Below are 19,371 nucleotides of genomic sequence, written 5' to 3'. Positions count from 1 at the left end.
ACACGCCGGAAGATCTCCACTGTCCAGCGTTCCGCGCGCAGGACGGGCCGTGCAGCGCCTCAGGGACCGACGATCGCGAGCACCTCGGGCTGCGCGAAGAGCTCGGCCGCGAGCGTGCGCACGTCGTCGAGGGTGACCCCGTCGATGCGGGCCAGGACCTCGTCGATGCTGAGCAGCTCGTCGTGGACCAGCTCGGCCTTGCCGATGCGTGACATCCGGGAGCCGGAGTCCTCCAGGCCGAGCACCAGGCCGCCCCGCAGCTGACCCTTGCCCCGCTCGAGCTCCTCGGCGGTGATGCCGTCGAGGGCCACCTTGCGCAGCTCGTCACGCACGACGTCGAGCACCTGGTCGAGCTTGTCGGGCAGACAACCGACCGAGACCCCCACCATGCCCGCGTCGGCGTGGTGGCTGGCGAAGGAGAACACGGAGTAGGCCAGCCCACGGTGCTCGCGGACCTCCTGGAAGAGTCGCGACGAGGTGCCGCCGCCGATGGCGGTGTTCAGCACGCCGAGGGCGAAGCGACGCTCGTCGCTGCGGGTCACCCCGTTGACGCCCAGCACCACGTTGACCTGCTCCAGGGCACGCGTGGCCGTGATCGTGCCGGGACGCAGCTTGCGTGAGACCGCCGAGATCTTGGGGCTGCGCGGCAGGTCGTCACCGCGCAAAAAGCCGTTGCGGCCGAACGCCTTGCGCACGTCACGCACGACGGCCGCATGGTCGAGGTTGCCCGCCACTGCCACCACCATGTTCGCCGCGCGGTAGTGGTGCTTGTAGAACCGGCTGATCTGGGCCCGGGTCAATGCCGTGATCGAGGCCTCGGTGCCCGCGATCGGACGACCCAGCGGTGTGTCGCCGTACGCCTGCTCGGCGAACAGGTTGTGCACCACGTCGTCCGGGTCGTCGTCATGCATCGCGATCTCGTCAAGGATCACGTCACGCTCGGCCTCGACGTCCTCGGAGGTGAGCTGTGAGTTGGTGATCATGTCGCCGATCACGTCGACCGCCAGGGGCAGGTCATGGTCGAGCACACGGGCGTGGAAGCAGGTGTACTCCTTGGCGGTGAACGCGTTGAACTCGCCGCCGACGGCGTCGAGGGCGACGGAGATGTCCATCGCCGAGCGCTCACGGGTGCCCTTGAAGAGCAGGTGCTCGAGGAAGTGCGAGGCGCCGTGCAGCGCAGGCGTCTCGTCGCGGGAGCCGACGCCGACCCACACCCCGATGCAGGCCGAGCGGACCCCGGCCATCTGCTCGGTCACCACACGCAGCCCGCCCGGCAGGACGGTCCGGCGGACGCGGGAGAGCACCTGGCCGTCGTCGCCCTTGACGGTCAACAGCGTGCGGGTCGAGCCGACCTTCTGGGGAACGGACGACCGGCCAGCAGAAGACTGCTGGCCGGTCGCCCGATTGTTACGAGAACTCACACTCAGCCTTCGTCGACACCCTCAGCAGGCGCCTCGGCGGCCTCGTCCGCGTCGTCGGAGGAGTCGGCGGACTCCTCGACGACGGGGATCAGCGAGAGCTTGCCGCGGTCGTCGATCTCAGCGATCTGGACCTGGACCTTCTGGCCCACGGAGACGACGTCCTCGACGGCGTCGACACGCTTGCCGCCGGCCAGCGAACGGAGCTTGCTGATGTGCAGCAGGCCGTCCTTGCCCGGGAGCAGCGAGACGAACGCGCCGAAGTTGGTCGTCTTGACGACGGTGCCGAGGTAGCGCTCGCCGACCTCGGGCATGGTCGGGTTGGCGATCGCGTTGACCATGGCACGCGCGGCCTCGGCCGCCTCACCGTTGGTCGCACCGATGTAGACCGTGCCGTCGTCCTCGATCGACAGGCTCGCACCCGTGTCGTCCTGGATCTGGTTGATGACCTTGCCCTTCGGGCCGATGACCTCGCCGATCTTGTCGACGGGCACGCGCACGCTGATGATCCGCGGGGCGTGCACCGACATCTCGTCGGGAGTGTCGATGGCCTCGGCCATCACCTCGAGGATCGCGTGACGGGCCTCGCGGGCCTGGGTCAGCGCGCCGGCGAGGACCTCGGCGGGGATGCCGTCGAGCTTGGTGTCGAGCTGGAGCGCGGTCACGAACTCCTTGGTGCCGGCGACCTTGAAGTCCATGTCACCGAAGGCGTCCTCGGCGCCGAGGATGTCGGTCAGCGCGACATAGCGCGTCTCGCCGTCGACCTCGTCGGAGATGAGGCCCATCGCGATGCCGGCGACGGCGGCCCGCAGCGGGACACCCGCCTGCAGGAGCGACAGGGTCGAGGCGCAGACCGAGCCCATCGAGGTGGAGCCGTTGGAGCCCATGGCCTCGGAGAGCTGGCGGATCGCGTAGGGGAACTCCTCGCGAGTCGGCAGCACGGGCAGGAGGGCGCGGCGCGCGAGCGCACCGTGGCCGACCTCGCGGCGCTTGGGCGAGCCCACGCGACCGGTCTCACCGGTGGAGAACGGCGGGAAGACGTACTTGTGCATGTAGCGGCGCGACTTCTCCGGGGAGAGGGTGTCGAGCTTCTGCTCCAGGGTCAGCATGTTGAGCGTGGTGACACCCAGGATCTGGGTCTCGCCGCGCTCGAACAGAGCCGAGCCGTGCACGCGCGGGATCACGCCGACCTCGGAGTGCAGCGGACGGATGTCGGCGAGGCCGCGACCGTCGATGCGCACCTTGTCGCGCAGGACGCGCTCGCGGACCAGCTGCTTGTTCAGCGAGCGGAACGCCGCGCCGATCTCCTTCTCGCGACCCTCGAAGGTCTCGCCGAGCTTCTCGAGGAGCGACGCCTTGATCGCGTCGAGCTTCTCCTCACGCTCCTGCTTGCCCGCGATGGTCAACGCCTCGGCGGTCTCGGCGCGCACCGCGGCCTCGACTGCCTCATAGGCGTCGTCCTCGTAGTCGAGGAAGATCGGGAACTCCTGGACCGGCTTGGCGGCCTCCTTGGCGAGCTCGGCCTGGGCTGCGCAGAGCTGCTTGATGAACGGCTTCGCCGCGTCGAGGCCCTGGGCCACGACCTCCTCGGTCGGCGCCTGGACGCCGCCCTGGATGAGCGTCCATGCGCCCTCGGTGGCCTCGGCCTCGACCATCATGATCGCGACGTCACCGGAGTCGGTCACGCGACCGGCGACCACCATGTCGAAGACCGCGGTCTCGAGCTGGCTGTGCGACGGGAAGGCGACCCACTGGCCCTCGATCAGCGCCACGCGGACGCCGCCGACCGGGCCGGAGAACGGCAGGCCGGAGAGCTGGGTGGAGAGCGAGGCGGCGTTGATCGCGAGCACGTCGTACGGCGCGTCGGGGTTGAGGGCCATCACGGTGATGACGACCTGGACCTCGTTGCGCAGACCCTTCTTGAAGGTCGGGCGCAGCGGACGGTCGATCAGGCGGCAGGTGAGGATCGCGTCCTCGCCCGGGCGCCCTTCGCTACGGAAGAACGAGCCGGGGATCTGACCGGCGGCGTACATCCGCTCCTCGACGTCGATCGTCAAGGGGAAGAAGTCGAAGTGGTCCTTGGGGTGCTTGCCGGCCGTGGTGGCCGAGAGCAGCATCGTGTCGTCGTCGAGGTAGGCGGTCACCGAACCGGCGGCCTGACGGGCCAGCAGCCCGGTCTCGAACTTGACGGTGCGGGTGCCGAACTTTCCGTTGTCGAGGACTGTCTCGACAGCGGAGATGACGGGTCCGTCAGTGTTGATTTCTGACAAGGGTTCAATCCCTTTTCTGTTCGCGGGGCGATCCGCGCGTCCGCCTCTGCTGAGCCCGAGGCTCACGTTGGGGGCGGGGCATCGAAGTGGTTCCCGCCTGTCTCGCGTGAGACGGGGCCGGTCTTCGATCGAGGCCCGCAGATCTCGCGCTCGGTGATCGAGCGGTCTCGCTCGGTGATCGAGCTTGTCGAGATTCGGAAGGCCACTACCGAGGACCGGGCCGGACGTGGTGCGGGTCGCTCCTGGTGATGTGCTTCAACGTATTCAGTTGTGCTGAGGCCAAGCATGGCCCGCGGATGCAACCGGGGCAAATGCTGCCTCAGATGCTGAAGGAGCGGCCACCCTGAGGGTGGCCGCTCCGGAGATCAGCGGCGGAGGCCGAGGCGCTCGACGATCGAGCGGTAGCGCTCGATCTCGGTCTTCTGCAGGTAGTTCAGCAGGCGACGGCGCTGACCGACCAGGAGCAGCAGTCCACGACGGCTGTGGTGGTCGTGCTTGTGGGACTTCAGGTGCTCGGTGAGGTGCGAGATGCGGTGGCTGAGCAGCGCGATCTGGACCTCGGGAGAGCCGGTGTCACCCTCGGACTTGCCATACTCGGCGACGATCTTCTTCTTGGTCTCCGCGTCGGTACCAATCGACATTCGAGGACTCCTTCCGGCCCCTTGGGGCTCATTCGTTGCGCGGCGCGCCGGGGCCTGTTCACCCGGGCACTATGGTTCCGCGGCCGTTCTGACGGCAGATGTCGCCCCTGAGGGCAACCGGTCAAGACTATCGCGCCTCCGACACAACGCCCAATCGGTCAGAGACCGGCCCCGGGGGCGTCATCGAGGCTGGTCACCCTCGATCGGACGCGTCGGTTCGTCGACGACGGGCGCGTCGTCGGGTCGGGAACTGGCGGGGCTTGCGTACTGATCGCCGGACCGGGCGCCGTACGGGTTCGACGGGGCTGACGGAACGAGCGGAGCTGCGGCAGGCCGTGGCCGGATGATCAGCCAGGCCACGGCGGTGACCAGTGCCACGAAGATGCCGAACTGGAGCCCGTGGAGCGCTCCTGTCTTCAGTGAGTCAAGGACCTGCTGCGCCCCGAACGAGTGCTCGACGTCGTAGATCTCACGGTTGACGACGCGGGAGTAGATCGCAGCTGCCAACGACGAGGCGATCACCGTGCTGAACCAGGTGGAGAGGAACAACGGGAAGACCGACGAACCCGGCGCTGCGCCACGCGCCGCGAGGGCGGTGATCAGGCCCACGATCACGATCGCGACAACGACACTCAGCACGAGCGCAGCGAGGATCCACCCGTCGTGCCTGGCCCACTGGAGCGGGCGAGGACCGAACAGGGTCAACTGGCGCGATGCGAAGATCGCAAGGAACGAGTCGTCGTTGACGGCGCGGTTGACCTGGTCCTCGAAGACCCGCCTGATGACCTGCAGCCCGATCTCGGTGAGCAACCACAGGAAGGCCGCCACGAGACCGGCCAACCAGCCGCGCGTGCTGCGGTAGATGTTCATGACGGGCGACCCTATCGGAGTGCGACCGGGTCGCCGGGGCTCCGAATCGAGATCAGGCGACCGTGACCGGGTGCCGGACGACGGCGTCGAAGAAGTATCCGCCGTCGTTGTACGGCGTCCGGTCGGGCTGGGTGCGTCCGGCGGAGTCGGTGGCCCGGGCCATCAGGACGTGGCCTCCCCGGGCGGGGCGCTCCCAGTCGAAGCGCCACTGTGTCCAGCCGCCGGGGCGCTCGGGACGCAGCAGGCGCGCGTCGCGCCACGACGCACCGCCGTCCGTGCTCACCTCGACGCGTGCGATGGCACCGGCCCCACTCCAGGAACGGCCACGGAGCGTCACCTGTCGGCGGCGCTCGATGACCTGGTCCCTGGCCAGCTCCCACGCCGAGCGCACCGGGTTGACCGTGAGCGGCTTCGTGTCCGCCGGGTGGTCGCCGCCGGTCATGCGGTACCACTTCGTGTTCCACGGCGAGGTGAGCTCGCGCGTGGAGATCTCGAGGGATCCGAGCCACTTGATGCTGGCGATGCCGACCCAGCCCGGGAGCACGAGGCGGACCGGGAAGCCGTGGTCGGGCAGCAGGTCCCGTCCGTTCATCCCCCAGGCCAGGATCGCGTCGTCGAGCGCCTTGTCGACCGGGAACGGTCGTCGTACCCGGCCGTGGTCGACTCCCCCGGAGACATAGGGGTCATCGAGTCCGGTGGCCTGGATCGAGACGGCGTCGGGGCTGAGGCCGAGACGGCGCAGCACGTGCGCGAGCCGCACCCCCTCCCAGCGGACCGTGCCCACCGCACCCAGGGTCCACGCGGTGCCGGACGGGGCCTGGCCCTGCTGGGTCGCGAAGAACGAGCGTCCGTTGCCCGTGCACTCGTGCGTGGTGGTGACCCGCGTGTGCGGGAGCCGGCGCAGCTCGGCGTACGACAGGGCAAGGGCGTCGCCCTCACCCTTCGGCGCGGTCAGTCCGTCGCCGAAGACCCTCAGTCGCCACGTGTCCGGGTCGATCACCGGGGTTCTGGTGTGGTTGCGCACGAACAGGCGCGACTGGGGGGTGAGATACGCGTGCGCACTGACCGAGCTCCACCTCATCTCGGCATTCGTGCCGAAGTCGATGAACTGGTCGGCCGGCAGGGGCTTGAGGATCGGGCCGGTCGCGGCCACTCCGGCCACCGCGCGCACTGCCAGGCCGGGAGCAGCCATCACCGCACCCACCGCTGCGGCACTGCTCAGAAAGGTACGGCGTGAGGTCCGGGCATCCATGCGCATACATTAACATTATTGACTTACTACAGTTTGGGATTCCCGGTCTCGTTGGTCGACGGCGCGACCGGCTGCTGCCCGGCCGACGGCTGCGGTGGGGCTGAGGCGAAAGCCGCCATCCGGGGTCGGCGGACGGACCACGCCACCAGCACGACAAGTCCGACGAAGAACCCGAAGAGCACGCCCCAGTAGTAGCCGCCCACGAGCCCGTGCTGGATCCGCACCTGGAGGCCGACGACGTCCACGTCACTGGAGGACTGGAAGTGCAGCTGGTGTGCCGCCGCGCTCACGAGCCCGCCCAGACCCGCTGCGAGGACAACGCCGAACCACGACGTGAGGAGGGCGACGACTCCGGTCCGGGCGCCGTTCACACCGAGCCAGGTCACCCCGAAGGTGACCACCGCCAGGGCCACGAGACCGAGGAGACAACCCGGCACCCACCAGACGTCGGCCCCGTCATTGATGAGACCGGTCTGCCCCATCGGCGCCAGCCCCTGCAGGAACCAGACGAAGACAGGGTCCTCGATCTCCGACTCGAACCTGACCGATTCGCGGGCGACCACCTCCGTGACGATCGTCCCCAGGATCACTGCCGACACTGCGAACACCGTGCCGAAGATCGCCGGGGCAACGGAACTTGGGGTGCGCTCAGGCATGGGACCGATCCCTCCTGGTGGTGGGTACGCTGACTCGGGCCACCATCCCCCGGCGAGAGCCACGGAAACCTTCAGCAGCGTCGCCGGCGCTCCTCCCGACCGCGCGAACGTGGCACGATCGCAGGATGAGTGAGAAGCGCATTGGCGTGTGCAACCTCTGTGAGGCGATCTGCGGGCTCGAGCTGACGGTGGAGGGCGACCGGGTCACCGCCGTGCGTGGCAACAAGGACGATCCCCTGTCCCGGGGCCACATCTGCCCCAAGGGGGTGGCCATCGGCGACATCCACGCCGACCCCGACCGTCTCCGCCGACCGGTGCGCCGGGTGGGCGACGCGTGGCTGGAGATCGGCTGGGACGAGGCGTTCGACCTGGTCGCCGACGGGCTCGCGAAGGCGATCAACGACCACGGTCGTGACGCACTCGGCATCTATCTGGGCAACCCCAACGTGCACAGCCTCGGCTCGATGACTCACGGCACCGCGATGGTGAAGACGCTGCGTACCCGCAACAAGTTCAGCGCCACCTCGGTCGACCAGCTTCCCCACCAGCTGCTGGCACATCTGCTCTACGGCCACCAGTTGATGCTGCCGATCCCCGACCTCGACCGGACCTCGTACTTCCTGGTCTTCGGCGCCAACCCGATGGCCTCCAACGGGTCGCTGATGACCGTGCCCGACTTCCCCAACCGGCTCCGCGCCCTGCACGACCGGGGCGGGCGCATGGTCGTGCTCGACCCGCGCCGCACCGAGACCGCCAAGGTCGCCGACGAACATCACTTCGTGCGCCCCGGCACCGACGCCTGGATCCTGCTGGCGATGCTGCGCACCGTGCTCTCCGAGGGGCTCGCCTCTCCCCCGGCGTACGTCGACGGGCTGCGGGAGGTGACGGACGCGATCTCGACGTTCACCCCGGAGCTCGCCGAACGGGCCAGCGGGCTCGCGGCAGAGGAGATCCTGCGACTCGCCCGCGAGTTCGCCGGAGCCGAGGGCGCGGCGGCGTACGGCCGCATCGGTGTCTCCACGACCAGGTTCGGCACCGTGGCCCAGTGGGCGGTGCAGCTGCTCAACCTGGTCACCGGCAACCTCGACCAGGTCGGCGGCACGATGTTCACCAGCCCAGCGATCGACGCCGTCGGCACCGGTCTCATCGGGCGCGGGCACCATGACGTGTGGCGCTCCAGGGTGCGCGGTCTTCCGGAGTTCGGCGGCGAGCTGCCGGTCGCCGTGCTGACCGAGGAGATCGAGACCCCCGGTGAGGGCCAGGTGCGGGCGCTGCTCACGCTGTCGGGCAACCCGGTGCTCTCCACGCCCGACGGCGCCCGGCTGGAGCGGGCCGTCGAGGGGCTCGACTTCATGGCCGCGGTCGACATCTACGTCAACGAGACCACTCAGCACGCCGACGTGATCCTGCCGCCGACCACCGCCCTCGAGCGCGACCACTACGACCTGGTCTTCCACGTGCTCGCGGTGCGCAACACCGCCCGCTTCACCCCGGCGGTCTTCGACAAGGGCCGTGACCAGCGCCACGACTGGGAGATCTACCGCGAGATCGCGCTGCGTACGTCGGCCCGCCTGAAGCAGCGCAAGCCGTTGCGCAAGCGCCTGACCGAGCGCATGCGGTTGACATTGAGCCCGACCTTCCTCATCGGCATGCTGCTGCGCACCGGAAAGGCCGGTGTCACGATCAGCGATCTGCGCAAGCACCCGTCCGGCGTCGACCTCGGGCCACTGCAACCCGACCAGCTGCCCGGGCGCCTGCAGACCGCCGACGGTCGCATCGACACCGCGCCCACGCTGGTGCTCGACGACGTCGCCCGCCTGCTGGAGGAGGCGCTGCCCGAATCCGGTGAGCTGCTGCTGATCGGACGCCGCCACAAGCAGGACTGCAACTCCTGGATGCACAACTCCGAACGACTCACCAAGGGCCAGCCCCGACACCAGCTGATGATGAACGGCACCGACCTGACCGAGCGCGGCATCGCCGACGGCTCGACGGTCACGGTGCGGTCCCGCGTGGGCGAGGTGCGGGTGGAGGTCAGCGCCACCGACGACATGATGCCCGGTGTGGTCTCACTCCCCCACGGCTACGGACACCAACGCGACGGCGTCCTGATGGGGCGGGCCCGTGAGGTGGTCGGTGTTTCCATCAACGACCTCACGGACCCCGAGCGCCTCGACGTCAGCGGAAACGCCGCACTCAGCGGCGTCCCCGTGACCGTCTCGGCGTCACGATCATGACGGCGTGCTGACCAGCTCGGGCTCGCCCGACTTGTCGGCGTCCGTCCCGGAATCCCGGTCCAGGCGGCTCGGCCACCAGATCTTGCTGCCCAGGTCGAGGTTCAGCGCGGTGACCAGCACCGAGCGCACGACCATGGTGTCGAGCATGACGCCCAACGCCACCGCGACCCCGATCTCGGCGAACGCGACCAGCGGCATCGTGCCCAGGACGAGGAACGTCGCGGCGAGCACCAGCCCGGCCGAGGTGATCACACCACCGGTCGCGGCCAGCGCCACCAGAGCTCCCTTGCGGGTGCCCACCGTCGCCGTCTCCTCACGGACCCGGGTCATCAGGAAGATGTTGTAGTCGATGCCCAGTGCCACCAGGAACACGAAGACGAACAGCGGGAGCGACGCATCAGCTCCGGCAAACCCGAACACGTAGTGGAACAGCAGCGCGCTCAGGCCCAGCGCGGCCCCGAACGACAGGACCACGGTCAGCATCAGCAGCAGCGGTGCCAGCAACGCCCGCAGCAGGACCATCAGGATCACCATCACCACGAGCAGCACCAGCGGGATGATCACCTGGTTGTCGTGGTTGTTGGCGTGGTCCATGTCCAGCAGGATGGCGCTGGTGCCGCCCACCAGGGCATCGGACCCGTCCACCTTGCCGACCGCGTCACGTGCCCGCTCGACCGTGGCGAAGGAGTCCTGCGACGTCGCGTCCGTGGTCAGCGGCGCGCTGACCAGTGTCGTGCCGCCGGCGTCAGGTGAGACGAACGTCGGCCCGAGACCGTCGACGCCCTTGAGCGCCTCCTCCACCGCCGGTGCCTCGGCCGTGTTCGCGGCCACCATCAACGGGGACGACGTGTCGGCCATGTCGTGGGCGTTGAGCACCTTCTGCCCGACGATCGAGTCGAACTCCTTGGTGTACTGCTCCTCGTTGGTCAGCCCGTTGGCGTCGAGCTTGAACAGGCCGAGGCAGGCGATCGCGAGCAGGACCGACGTAACGATCCAGACCTTGCGCGGCGAGACCGAGATCCGGTTGCCCAGGCGGGCCCAGAAGCCCGTCGAGGTCGGCTCCGCGGTGTCGAACGCGGGCCGCTTGGGCCAGAAGATCCACCGGCCCGTGACCACCAGCAGCGCGGGCAGCAGGGTGATCATCACCAGCAGGGCGACACCGATGCCGATCGCGGCCACCGGGCCCAGGCCGGCCGTGGAGTTCATGTCCGCGAAGAGCAGGCACAGCATGCCGAGGATCACGGTCGCGGCACTGGCCACGATGGCCGGTGCGGCTCGGTGCAGGGCGAAGGCCATCGCCTCGTGCCGGTCCTCATGTCGACGGAGCTCTTCTCGATATCTGGCGACCAGCAACAAGGCGTAGTCGGTGCCGGCTCCGAAGACGAGCACGGTCAGGATGCCCTGGCTCTGTCCGTTGACGGTGAGGTCGCCGTACTCGGCGGCGAAGTAGATCACCGCCTGCGCGACGAACAGCGCCACCACCGCCGAGATCACCGGCAGCAACCACAGGACCGGGCTGCGGTAGGTGAGCAGCAGGATGATGATGACCACGCCACCGGCGGCGAAGAGCAGGTTGGAGTCGAGGCCCTCGAACGCCTCGGCCGAGTCGGCGGCCTGTCCGCCGCCCCCGGCGACGTGGACCTGGAGTCCGTCGCCCTCGGGCGCGATGTCGCGGATCTTGTCGACCGTGCCGGGCATCTCGTTCCACCCGTCCTTGCCGAAGTCGAAGGTGACCAGGGTCTGGGCCACCTCACCGTCCTTCGACACGCCGGTGGGCACGCTGAAGGGGTCGGCCACCGGCTTCGTGACGCCCTTCAGCTTGCCCAGCTCGACCGTCTGCTCGCCGATCGCCGCCTTGTCGGCCGCGGTCAGTCCGCCGTCCCGCTGATAGACCACGATGGTCGGGATCTCGTCGGGGTCCTGGAACTTGTCCAACTTCTCCAACGCGAGAGTGGACTCGGCGTCTCCGGGCAGCCAGGAGGCGGCTTCGTTGTTCTGCACGTCGGTCAGCTTCTGGGCATATCCCGAGGCCACGACCATCAGGCCGAGCCAGAAGACGACGACGATCCACTTGGTGACGCGGCCGGTGAGCTTTCCGGCAATCTGACGGTGCATGTTGTTCAGGCTCCCAGCATTCGGTGGTGTTGCGCATCCGGATAAACCCTGAGGTGAACCCTCATCTCCGTCAGGGTGTGGTGTGGCGGAGATGTCGACTCCCGCCACACCACGAATTCATCGCGGCACCCCGGTCAGACCAGCTCGTAGCCCGGGTCGGTCTCCTCGACCCGCTCCCCACGCGGCGCCCTGGACCGTCCGGGCCAGGCCCGGTCGCCCAGCAGCACCAGGATCGCGGGCAGCATCACCAGCCGGATCACGGTGGCGTCGATGAGGATCGCGGCCGAGAGCCCGACGCCCATCATCTTCATCTCCATCATGCTCAGCGTCGCGAAGATCGCGAACACCGAGACCATGACGGCAGCCGCGCTGGTCACCACGCCGGCGGTGTCGCCGATGCCCTTCTCGACCGCCAGCCGGGCGGGCAGCCCGGCCCGCACGTGCTCACGGACCCGGCTCAGCACGAACACGTGGTAGTCCATCGAGAGGCCCACGAGCACGACCAGCACGAACATCGGGATCCAGTCGATGATGTAGCCGGGCTTGGTGAAGTCGAGCATCTCGGCACCCCAGCCGTGCTGGAAGACCAGCGTGATCAGGCCGAACGCCACACCCACCGACATCAGGTTCAGTCCCGTGGAGATCAGCGCGATCGGCACGCTGCGGAAGGCGACGCCCATCATCAGCATCGTCAGCAGCAGGATGAAGCCGATGACCAACGGCAGGAAGGTGTTGAGGTGGTCGACCATGTCGTACGACGACGCCGCGTCACCGCCCACCGCGTAGGTCGCGCCGGTGTCGTCGAGCACCGGTGGCAGCACGTCGTCACGCAGGGTCTCCACGGCGCGGTCGACCCTGTCGTCGGCCTCTTCGTACGGCATGGCCAGGGTGAGCACGGAGGTGTCGCCGTCCTTCGACGTCCGGATCGGCTCATCACCGGCGGGGACGAAGCGTCCCGTTGCCAGCGCGTCCTCCTGCACCCGGTCGAGTGCGGCGCGTGCGTCGGTGCCGCCGTGCACGACGACCTCGGCCACCGGTCCCTCGCCGGGGAACTTGTCGGCGACGGCGCGCAGGGTCTGCACCTCGGTGATCTTCGCCGGAAGCGTCTCGAGGCTGCCCGAGTGCAGCTTCATGCCCAGGGCCGGCACGGCGAGGGCGCCGACGACGAAGACCGAGACGGCCAGGGCGGCCACGGGCCGGCGTACCACCGGGGTGAGGATGCGGCTGCTGATGCCACCGGTCCCGATGCGCCGGTTCAACCGCCACAGGAGCGGCACCCGCGGGCGGTCGACCCAGCGGCCGAGCTTGACCAGGAGAGCAGGCAACACGGTGATGGAGCCGAGCACGGCGATCGCCACCACCAGGATCGAGCCGGCGGCCAGCGAGTTGAAGGTGGCGCCACCGACGACGAACAGACCGCTCATCGACGCGATGACAGCGAACCCGGAGACCAGGATCGAGTGGCCGGAGGTCTCGGCGGCGATCTCGACGGCGTCCAGGGTGGTGTGGCCCTTGGCGCGTTCCTCACGTTCGCGCTTGAGGTAGAACAACGAGTAGTCGACGCCCACCGCCATGCCGATCAGCACGATCATGCTGCTGACAGTGGTCTCGGCATGGATGAGGTGCGACAGCGGTGCGGTCAGGCCCATGGTGGCCGCGACGCTGGTCGCGGCGAGCAGCACGGGGAGACCGGCTGCGATCAGGGCACCGAAGGCGATCAGCATGAGGATCAGCGTGATCGGCACACTGGTCGCCTCGGCCGAGGAAAGATCGTCGGCGACCTGGTCGTTGATCGCGTCGTCGACGGAGTTGTCTCCGGCCTGGCCGATCCGCAGGTCGGTGTGGTCTGCGGCGACGTCCTCGGTCACCGCTTGCAGGTCCGTGACGTCCTCTTGGTCGCGGGCCAGCTGCACCGAGACCAGCAGCGCGGACCGGTCTTCACTCCACTGGGGCTCGGCGACGGCGTCGACACCGTCGGTGGCCCGCATCCGCTCGGTCAGCTCCGCCGCCGCTGCCTCCGCCCTGACTGCGTCGAGGTCGCCGTCGGCGGTGATCAGCACGACCTCGCTGTCGGGGTTGTCGAGGCCGGCGTCCTCGATCATCTGCGTGGCCTCGCCCCACTCCCCCATGTAGTAGTCGTCCTCGTCGGCCTCGACCGTCGGCACCGCCATGGCGATGCCGACCGAGACGGCGACGAAGGCGACCCAGGCGAGGATGGCCCGCCAGGGGTGGGAGGCGCTCCAGCGGGCGGCGGCGAGCGAGACTCCGGCGAGCGGATTGTGGACGGCCATGACCGTGCTCCTTCAGGGCTGGTTGAGGTGATGGCTCCAGCCTTGTGGCGCGACGCCCCGCGGTCAGGGGCGCTGGTTCCACACCGAAGGTGGACCCAGCACCACTGCCGGTCGCCGGGCCATCGGGGAGGATGGCTGCATGGACACTGGCCACCCTGAGAAGCCGCCGAGCCCCCTGCAACTCACCGGGTTCGCGGCGCTCCACCTGCTGATGTTCCCGCTCGTGCTCGTCACGGTCGTGTTCGTCGTGGTCGGTGGCGTCCTGACCGTGGTCACTGTCGGCATCCCGATCATGCTGGCCGCGTTGCCGGCCCTGCACTGGATCACCGACCAGCACCGCCAGATGGCCGCACGCACCCTGGGCTATGCCGTCCCGGCGAACCGTCTGCCCACCGACGGCGCACCGCTGATGAAGCGACTGCAGATCTGGGCGACCGACCCGATGACCTGGCGCGAGCTGACCTGGGCGCTGGTGATCGTGCCGATCGGGTTCGTGCTGTCGCTGCTCACGGTGCTGTTGCTGCTGATCGTGGTGACTGGCGCGTTCTGGTGGTACGGCGCCCCGCACATCATGCGACTGCGGACCAGCCTCGACCGGGTGCTGCTCAGCCAGGGCCACACCGAGAAGCTCGAACGCCGCGTGGCCAGCCTGACCGAGTCGCGCGCCGCCACCGTCGACCACTCGGCGGCCGAGCTGCGGCGCATCGAGCGCGACCTGCACGACGGCGCCCAGGCCAGGTTGGTCGCCCTGGGCATGACACTCGGTCTGGCCGAGGACCTGTTCGCCCGCGACCCGGAGGCGGCCCACAAGCTCGTCACCGAGGCTCGCGACACCACCGGCGCCGCCCTGGGCGACCTGCGCTCGGTGGTGCGGGGCATCCATCCCCCGGTGCTCGCCGACCGGGGTCTCTCCGGCGCCGTCGAGGCGCTGGCGCTGGACATGGCCGTGCCGGTGCGGGTTCAGAACGGGCTGTCTGGCCGGCCGCCGGCGCCGGTGGAGTCGGCGGTCTACTTCGCGGTCGCCGAGTGCCTGGCCAACATCGGCAAGCACGCGGGCGCCGCGAACGGCTGGGTCGAGCTGGCATGGGCCGAGGGCACCTTGTCGACGACAGTCGGGGACGACGGTCGCGGTGGTGCCGATCCGAATCGGGGAACCGGCATGCGGGGGGTCATGCGACGGCTGGCCGCCTTTGACGGCACGATGAGGGTGTCGAGTCCCGCCGACGGGCCGACCCTGATCACCTTGGAGGTTCCGTGCGTCTTGTCGTCGCCGAAGACAATGCCCTCCTCAGGGACGGCCTGATCCGGCTGCTCGAGGCCAACGGCTGCACCATCGTGGCGGCCGTCGACAACGCCACCACGTTGGCCACCGCCCTGCGCGACAACGACGCCGAGGGTGCCGTGCTCGACGTACGCATGCCGCCGACGTTCACCGACGAGGGCCTCAAGGCCGCGGTGGCGGTGCGCGCCGAGCGGCCCGGCTTCCCGGTGATGGTGCTCTCGCAGTACGTCGAGCAGCTCTACGCCCGCGAGCTGCTGGCCAGCGGTCAGGGCGCGATCGGCTACCTGCTCAAGGACCGGGTGGCCAACGTCGGTGAGTTCGTCGACGGCGTACGCCGGGTGGTGGCCGGCGGAACCGTCATCGACCCCGAGGTGATCGCGACGATCATGGCCAAGCGTGAGGAGCCGGTCGACCGGCTCACCGCACGCGAGCAGGAGGTGCTCGCGCTGATGGCCGAGGGCCGGTCGAACCAGGCCATCGCCAGCGCGCTCTTCGTGAGTGAGAAGGCCGTGGCCAAGCACACCAACAGCATCTTCGCCAAGCTCGACCTCCCGGTCGCCGAGGACGACAACCGCCGGGTCCGCGCCGTGTTGGCCTGGCTCCGCGTCTGACGGTCGAGTGCTGAAGTGGCGGTCAGGGCGCAACCACCTCAGCGCTCAACCCCGGCGCATGGCGCGGTAGACCACCCGGGCGCTGACCGCGCGCTCGAGCTCGTGGGTGATCGAGGTGAAGAACTGCTTGCGGTAGAGCTCATCGGTGACCGCGTAGACCGCGAAGTAGAGACCGCTGAACGCGGCCAGGAAGACCGACACCTGCACGAGCTCGCGACTGATCGGCCCGAGCAACGTCTCGGGTTCGTGACCGACCCAGATCTCGATGACCGAGTCGTCCATCGCCACCAGCCCGAACAGGATGAAGAAGCCGAAGACCGACAGGGACAGCAGCATCACCTGCACGATCTGGGCAACCAGCAGCACCAGCACCAGATTGGCCTTCTGCAGCCCGGCCACCTCCGCGGCGATCGGCAGCTGGGCGTGGTTCGCGCGCATGCGGTCCGCCTCGCCCTCGAGCGGCGTCCCCCGGCAGGCTCCGGCGAGCGCGTCGATGTCGAGGTGGCCGTCGAAGGCCTCGAGCTCCTCGGGCAGCCGGGAGAGCAGGAAGCCGACCGCGAACGCAGCGAAGAGCATCACCGCGGCCCACATGATGCCGCCGTCGAGGGTCGCACCGACCTGCCACACCTCGGCGTTGATGAACAGGAACGTGATGAACAGCAGGAGCAGCGGCAGAGCCCGGGTCACCAGGGGCACCATCAGGCTGAGTGAGCCGAGGGTCTGGCCGGCGGCCCACCTGATCCAGAGCCACGCCTTCAGGGTCAGCAGGGCGTAGAGAGCGAAGATCACCGCAACCGTGGTCAGGGCGCTGGAGACTCCGTAGGACCATCGGTCCGCCCAGAGGCCGACGCCCAGGCCGATCGGGGCGGCCAGCACGAGGCCGACCAGCAGCACGCTGACCAGGCGTGCCGGTCGCAGACGCTTCGTGACGTCCTCGCGGATCTCGTCGACGAAGTAGGGAAGCCCGTTGGCGACGAACCAGCTCTCGACCGCGCGGACGTCCTCGACCGGGGCCACGGGTCAGACCCCGAGGATCTCGCGGGTGCGCACGACGTCGTCGTTCATGGTGTCGACGAGCTTCTCGATGCCCTCGAACTTGACCATGCCCCGAATCCGCTCGATGAACGAGACCTCGACCTCGACGCCGTAGAGGTCGAGGTCGGTGCGGTCCAGCACGTAGGACTCGACCCGGCGCTCGCGCACTCCGTCGAAGGTCGGGTTGCTGCCGACACTGATCGCCGCTGGAAACCGCTCGTCGGTGTCGCAGCGCTGCAACCAGCCGGCGTACACGCCGTCGGCGGGCACCGCGACCAGGTCGGTGGTGGGCACGTTGGCAGTGGGAAAGCCGAGCTCGCGACCCCGTTGGTCGCCCTTGACGACGACACCGTGGATCGTCGCCGGCCGTCCCAGCGCCTCCGCGGCTCCTGAGACGTCGCCGGCGGCCAGGCAGGTGCGGACATAGGTGGAGGACCAGACCTGGGGGCCGCCGTCGAGGGCGATGCCCTCAGCGGTGAAGTCACGGCTCTCCCCCGCCTCGCGCAGGGTCGCGACGTCGCCCGCAGCACGGTTGCCGAAGCGGAAGTTGGCGCCGACCACGACGGCCTTGGTGTGCAGGGTCTCGACCAGCACCCGGTCGATGAACTCCTCCGGGGTCCAGGTCGCGATCTCGCGGTCGAACGGGATCGCCAGCACACCGTCGGCCCCGGCCCGGTTGAGCAGCGTCGCGCGCTCCTCGATCGAGCACAGGCTCGAGGGGGCGTGCTCGGGGCGGAGCACGGCCATCGGGTGCGGGTCGAAGGTCACCGCGACGACGTGGGCGATGCCGAGCTCGTCGGCCACCTCACGCGATCGTCGTACGACGTGCTGATGACCCAGGTGGACCCCGTCGAAGTTGCCAATCGTCACCACGGTGCGACCGAGGCCGTCGGGCACGTCGGTCAGTGAACGCCAGATCTGCACAGCCAGAACTCTCCCATATCGATGGTCCCTGACGTTTCCGTGGGGTTCCGGGACGGTCCCTGACGTTTCCGTGCATCAGCTCTCGCGCGGAGACGTCAGGGATCACCGCGCAAACCCACGGGATCGTCAGGAACTATCCGGTGAAGACGGCGGTGGGCTTCGCCAGGCCGGGCGACACCGGCTCGTAGAGGGCGAGGAACTCGCCGTCGGGGGCGAAGACCGCGGTGAGCTCGGCCAGCTCGATCGCCAGCTTGCGCCCCACCCGTACGTCGACCGACTGCTGCTCGTCGAGCTCGTACGCCGGGAAGGTGGCCCGTGCCGCGTCCGCGATCGGCACCATCGTGAACTCGTCATCGAGCTGATCGAGCGTGCGTGCGACGGAGAGGTCGAAGCCGCCGACCGCCGTGCGCCGCAAGGCAGTCAGATGCCCGCCGACGCCCAGTGCCGCACCGACGTCGCGGGCGATCGCGCGGATGTAGGTGCCGCTCGAGCAGCGCACCGAGATGTCGACGTCCAGCCAGTCGCCGACGACCCTGTGATCGAGCACCTCCAGCGAATGAACGGTGACCGGGCGGGCCTTGAGCTCGACGGTCTCGCCGTCGCGGACGCGCTGGTAGGCGCGCTTGCCGTCGACCTTGATCGCCGACACCGCGGTCGGCACCTGGTCGATGGCGCCGACGAACTGTTCGAGCGCCGAACGGATCGCGTCCTCGCCCAGGTGCCCGGCCGGCGTCGTCTCGAGGACCTCGCCCTCAGCGTCGTCAGTGGTCGTCGCGACGCCCAGACGCACCGTGGCGTCGTACTCCTTCTCGGTCAGCATCAGGTGTCCGAGCAGCCGGGTGGCCCGGTTGACCCCGAGCACCAGCACGCCGGTGGCCATCGGGTCGAGGGTGCCGGCATGGCCGACCTTGCGGGTGCCGGCCAGGCGGCGTACCCGCGCCACCACGTCGTGCGAGGTCATGCCGCCGGGCTTGTCGACGACGACCAGTCCGGCAGCACCCGCTGCGTTCACGCCTCGTCGGCCTCGGCGGTGTCCGCGTCGACCGCACCGTCGTCGGCGGTGCCCTCGTCGACCCGGGGCTTCTTGTAGGCGTCCTCACCGGCGGCGTACGTCGCACCCTCGCGGGTCGCGGCGACCTGCTCGTCGATCTGCCTGGCCCGGGCCAGGACGTCGTCCAGCTGGCGAGCCGTCTCCGGCAGCGCGTCGTGGATGAACTCCAGGGTCGGAACGTGGCGGATGCCCAGCTGCTTGCCCACCTCGGCGCGGATCAGTCCCTTGGCCGACTCCAGTGCCGCCGCCGTGCCCGCCAGCGACTCCTCCTCGCCGAGCACCGTGTAGAACACCGTCGCGTGCTGGCTGTCGCCGGAGACGCGCACGTCGGTGACGGTCACGAAACCCAGACGCGGGTCTTTGACCCTCCGCTCCAGCATCTCGGCGACGATGATCTTGATCCGGTCCGCAATCTTGCGAACCCGTGGGCTGGCCATGGTTCCTCCTGGAAGTACGTGCGCGGGACAAGCCCGCGAAGAATGAGTCTAGGTCCCCGCATTGACGGGTCCGGTTGTGGGCGGGACTGCATCGGCCTGGACGGGGTGACGACCTGCGGCCGGAGCCGCGCCAGCCCGGGGCGGCGTAAAGGGGCTTGGCCGCGGCGCGCGCAGCGACGAGCAGCAAAGGAGACGCTTCCGCGCGACGCGCCGCCGCAGCGCCCCGGGTTGGTGCGGCGCAGGCCGCATCAACGCGAACCCCGTACACACCGACGAGGCGG

Annotated in this window: 15 protein-coding genes; 3 read left to right on the top strand and 12 right to left on the bottom strand. The window is 69.1% G+C overall.

Annotated features, from left to right (window positions below):
- Nucleotides 1-59: 59 nt before the first annotated feature.
- The 6 genes from NJ4_RS23580 to NJ4_RS23555 all read right to left on the bottom strand — a co-directional run bounded on the left by NJ4_RS23580 (nucleotide 60) and on the right by NJ4_RS23555 (nucleotide 7,107).
- Entirely contained in the window at nucleotides 60-1,421 is a 1,362-nt protein-coding gene (locus NJ4_RS23580; RefSeq protein WP_082749085.1) for a M16 family metallopeptidase, read from the bottom strand.
- A gap of 2 nt (nucleotides 1,422-1,423) precedes the next feature.
- The gene (locus NJ4_RS23575; RefSeq protein WP_067441477.1) at nucleotides 1,424-3,658 is read right to left on the bottom strand and encodes a polyribonucleotide nucleotidyltransferase; all 2,235 of its coding nucleotides are present in this window, start codon (nucleotides 3,656-3,658) and stop codon (nucleotides 1,424-1,426) included.
- 395 nt (nucleotides 3,659-4,053) lie between these two features.
- Nucleotides 4,054-4,329, bottom strand: a complete 276-nt coding sequence (rpsO, locus tag NJ4_RS23570; RefSeq protein WP_067441468.1) for a 30S ribosomal protein S15 — start codon at nucleotides 4,327-4,329, stop codon at nucleotides 4,054-4,056.
- Nucleotides 4,330-4,509: 180 nt separating this feature from the next.
- Entirely contained in the window at nucleotides 4,510-5,199 is a 690-nt protein-coding gene (locus NJ4_RS23565) for a hypothetical protein (protein ID WP_067441465.1), read from the bottom strand.
- Nucleotides 5,200-5,251: 52 nt separating this feature from the next.
- Nucleotides 5,252-6,451 (bottom strand): sulfite oxidase, encoded by a 1,200-nt coding sequence (locus NJ4_RS23560; RefSeq protein ID WP_217996974.1) that lies wholly within the window; start codon nucleotides 6,449-6,451, stop codon nucleotides 5,252-5,254.
- 26 nt (nucleotides 6,452-6,477) lie between these two features.
- The gene (locus NJ4_RS23555) at nucleotides 6,478-7,107 is read right to left on the bottom strand and encodes a hypothetical protein (RefSeq protein ID WP_067441454.1); all 630 of its coding nucleotides are present in this window, start codon (nucleotides 7,105-7,107) and stop codon (nucleotides 6,478-6,480) included.
- A 125-nt stretch (nucleotides 7,108-7,232) separates the two neighbouring features.
- Here NJ4_RS23555 and NJ4_RS23550 point away from each other — a divergent pair, with 125 nt between their 5' ends.
- Nucleotides 7,233-9,344, top strand: a complete 2,112-nt coding sequence (locus NJ4_RS23550) for a molybdopterin-dependent oxidoreductase (protein WP_067441452.1) — start codon at nucleotides 7,233-7,235, stop codon at nucleotides 9,342-9,344.
- Here NJ4_RS23550 and NJ4_RS23545 read toward each other — a convergent pair.
- Both NJ4_RS23545 and NJ4_RS23540 read right to left on the bottom strand, forming a co-directional pair.
- Complete coding sequence (locus tag NJ4_RS23545; RefSeq protein ID WP_067441449.1) at nucleotides 9,339-11,459, bottom strand: MMPL family transporter; 2,121 nt, start codon at nucleotides 11,457-11,459, stop codon at nucleotides 9,339-9,341. The two genes, NJ4_RS23550 and NJ4_RS23545, sit on opposite strands and share 6 nt — an antisense overlap.
- Before the next feature lie 134 nt (nucleotides 11,460-11,593).
- Complete coding sequence (locus NJ4_RS23540) at nucleotides 11,594-13,750, bottom strand: MMPL family transporter (RefSeq protein WP_067441446.1); 2,157 nt, start codon at nucleotides 13,748-13,750, stop codon at nucleotides 11,594-11,596.
- A 139-nt stretch (nucleotides 13,751-13,889) separates the two neighbouring features.
- On the opposite strand from NJ4_RS23540, the gene NJ4_RS23535 reads away from it, so the two are divergent.
- Both NJ4_RS23535 and NJ4_RS23530 read left to right on the top strand, forming a co-directional pair.
- The gene (locus NJ4_RS23535; protein WP_067441441.1) at nucleotides 13,890-15,053 is read left to right on the top strand and encodes a sensor histidine kinase; all 1,164 of its coding nucleotides are present in this window, start codon (nucleotides 13,890-13,892) and stop codon (nucleotides 15,051-15,053) included.
- Nucleotides 15,005-15,643: a LuxR C-terminal-related transcriptional regulator gene (locus NJ4_RS23530; protein WP_067441437.1), complete on the top strand. Its 639-nt coding sequence runs from the start codon at nucleotides 15,005-15,007 to the stop codon at nucleotides 15,641-15,643. The genes NJ4_RS23535 and NJ4_RS23530 overlap by 49 nt, the downstream gene beginning before the upstream one ends.
- A gap of 45 nt (nucleotides 15,644-15,688) precedes the next feature.
- On the opposite strand, the gene NJ4_RS23525 is transcribed toward NJ4_RS23530, so the two are convergent.
- The 4 genes from NJ4_RS23525 to rbfA form a co-directional block, all read right to left on the bottom strand.
- The gene (locus NJ4_RS23525) at nucleotides 15,689-16,660 is read right to left on the bottom strand and encodes a hypothetical protein (RefSeq protein ID WP_067441434.1); all 972 of its coding nucleotides are present in this window, start codon (nucleotides 16,658-16,660) and stop codon (nucleotides 15,689-15,691) included.
- A 3-nt stretch (nucleotides 16,661-16,663) separates the two neighbouring features.
- Entirely contained in the window at nucleotides 16,664-17,602 is a 939-nt protein-coding gene (locus NJ4_RS23520) for a bifunctional riboflavin kinase/FAD synthetase (protein WP_067441429.1), read from the bottom strand.
- Nucleotides 17,603-17,735: 133 nt separating this feature from the next.
- Nucleotides 17,736-18,614: a tRNA pseudouridine(55) synthase TruB gene (gene truB / locus NJ4_RS23515; RefSeq protein WP_281178382.1), complete on the bottom strand. Its 879-nt coding sequence runs from the start codon at nucleotides 18,612-18,614 to the stop codon at nucleotides 17,736-17,738.
- Nucleotides 18,611-19,090 (bottom strand): 30S ribosome-binding factor RbfA, encoded by a 480-nt coding sequence (rbfA, locus tag NJ4_RS23510; protein ID WP_067441426.1) that lies wholly within the window; start codon nucleotides 19,088-19,090, stop codon nucleotides 18,611-18,613. Before rbfA ends, truB begins: the two co-directional genes overlap by 4 nt.
- Nucleotides 19,091-19,371: the final 281 nt, after the last annotated feature.

The organism is Nocardioides jensenii JCM 1364 = NBRC 14755, from assembly GCF_001552535.1.
GTDB lineage: Bacteria > Actinomycetota > Actinomycetes > Propionibacteriales > Nocardioidaceae > Nocardioides > Nocardioides jensenii.
Note: the sequence above shows the minus strand (reverse complement) of the source record. Positions and strands in the feature narration are given on the sequence as shown.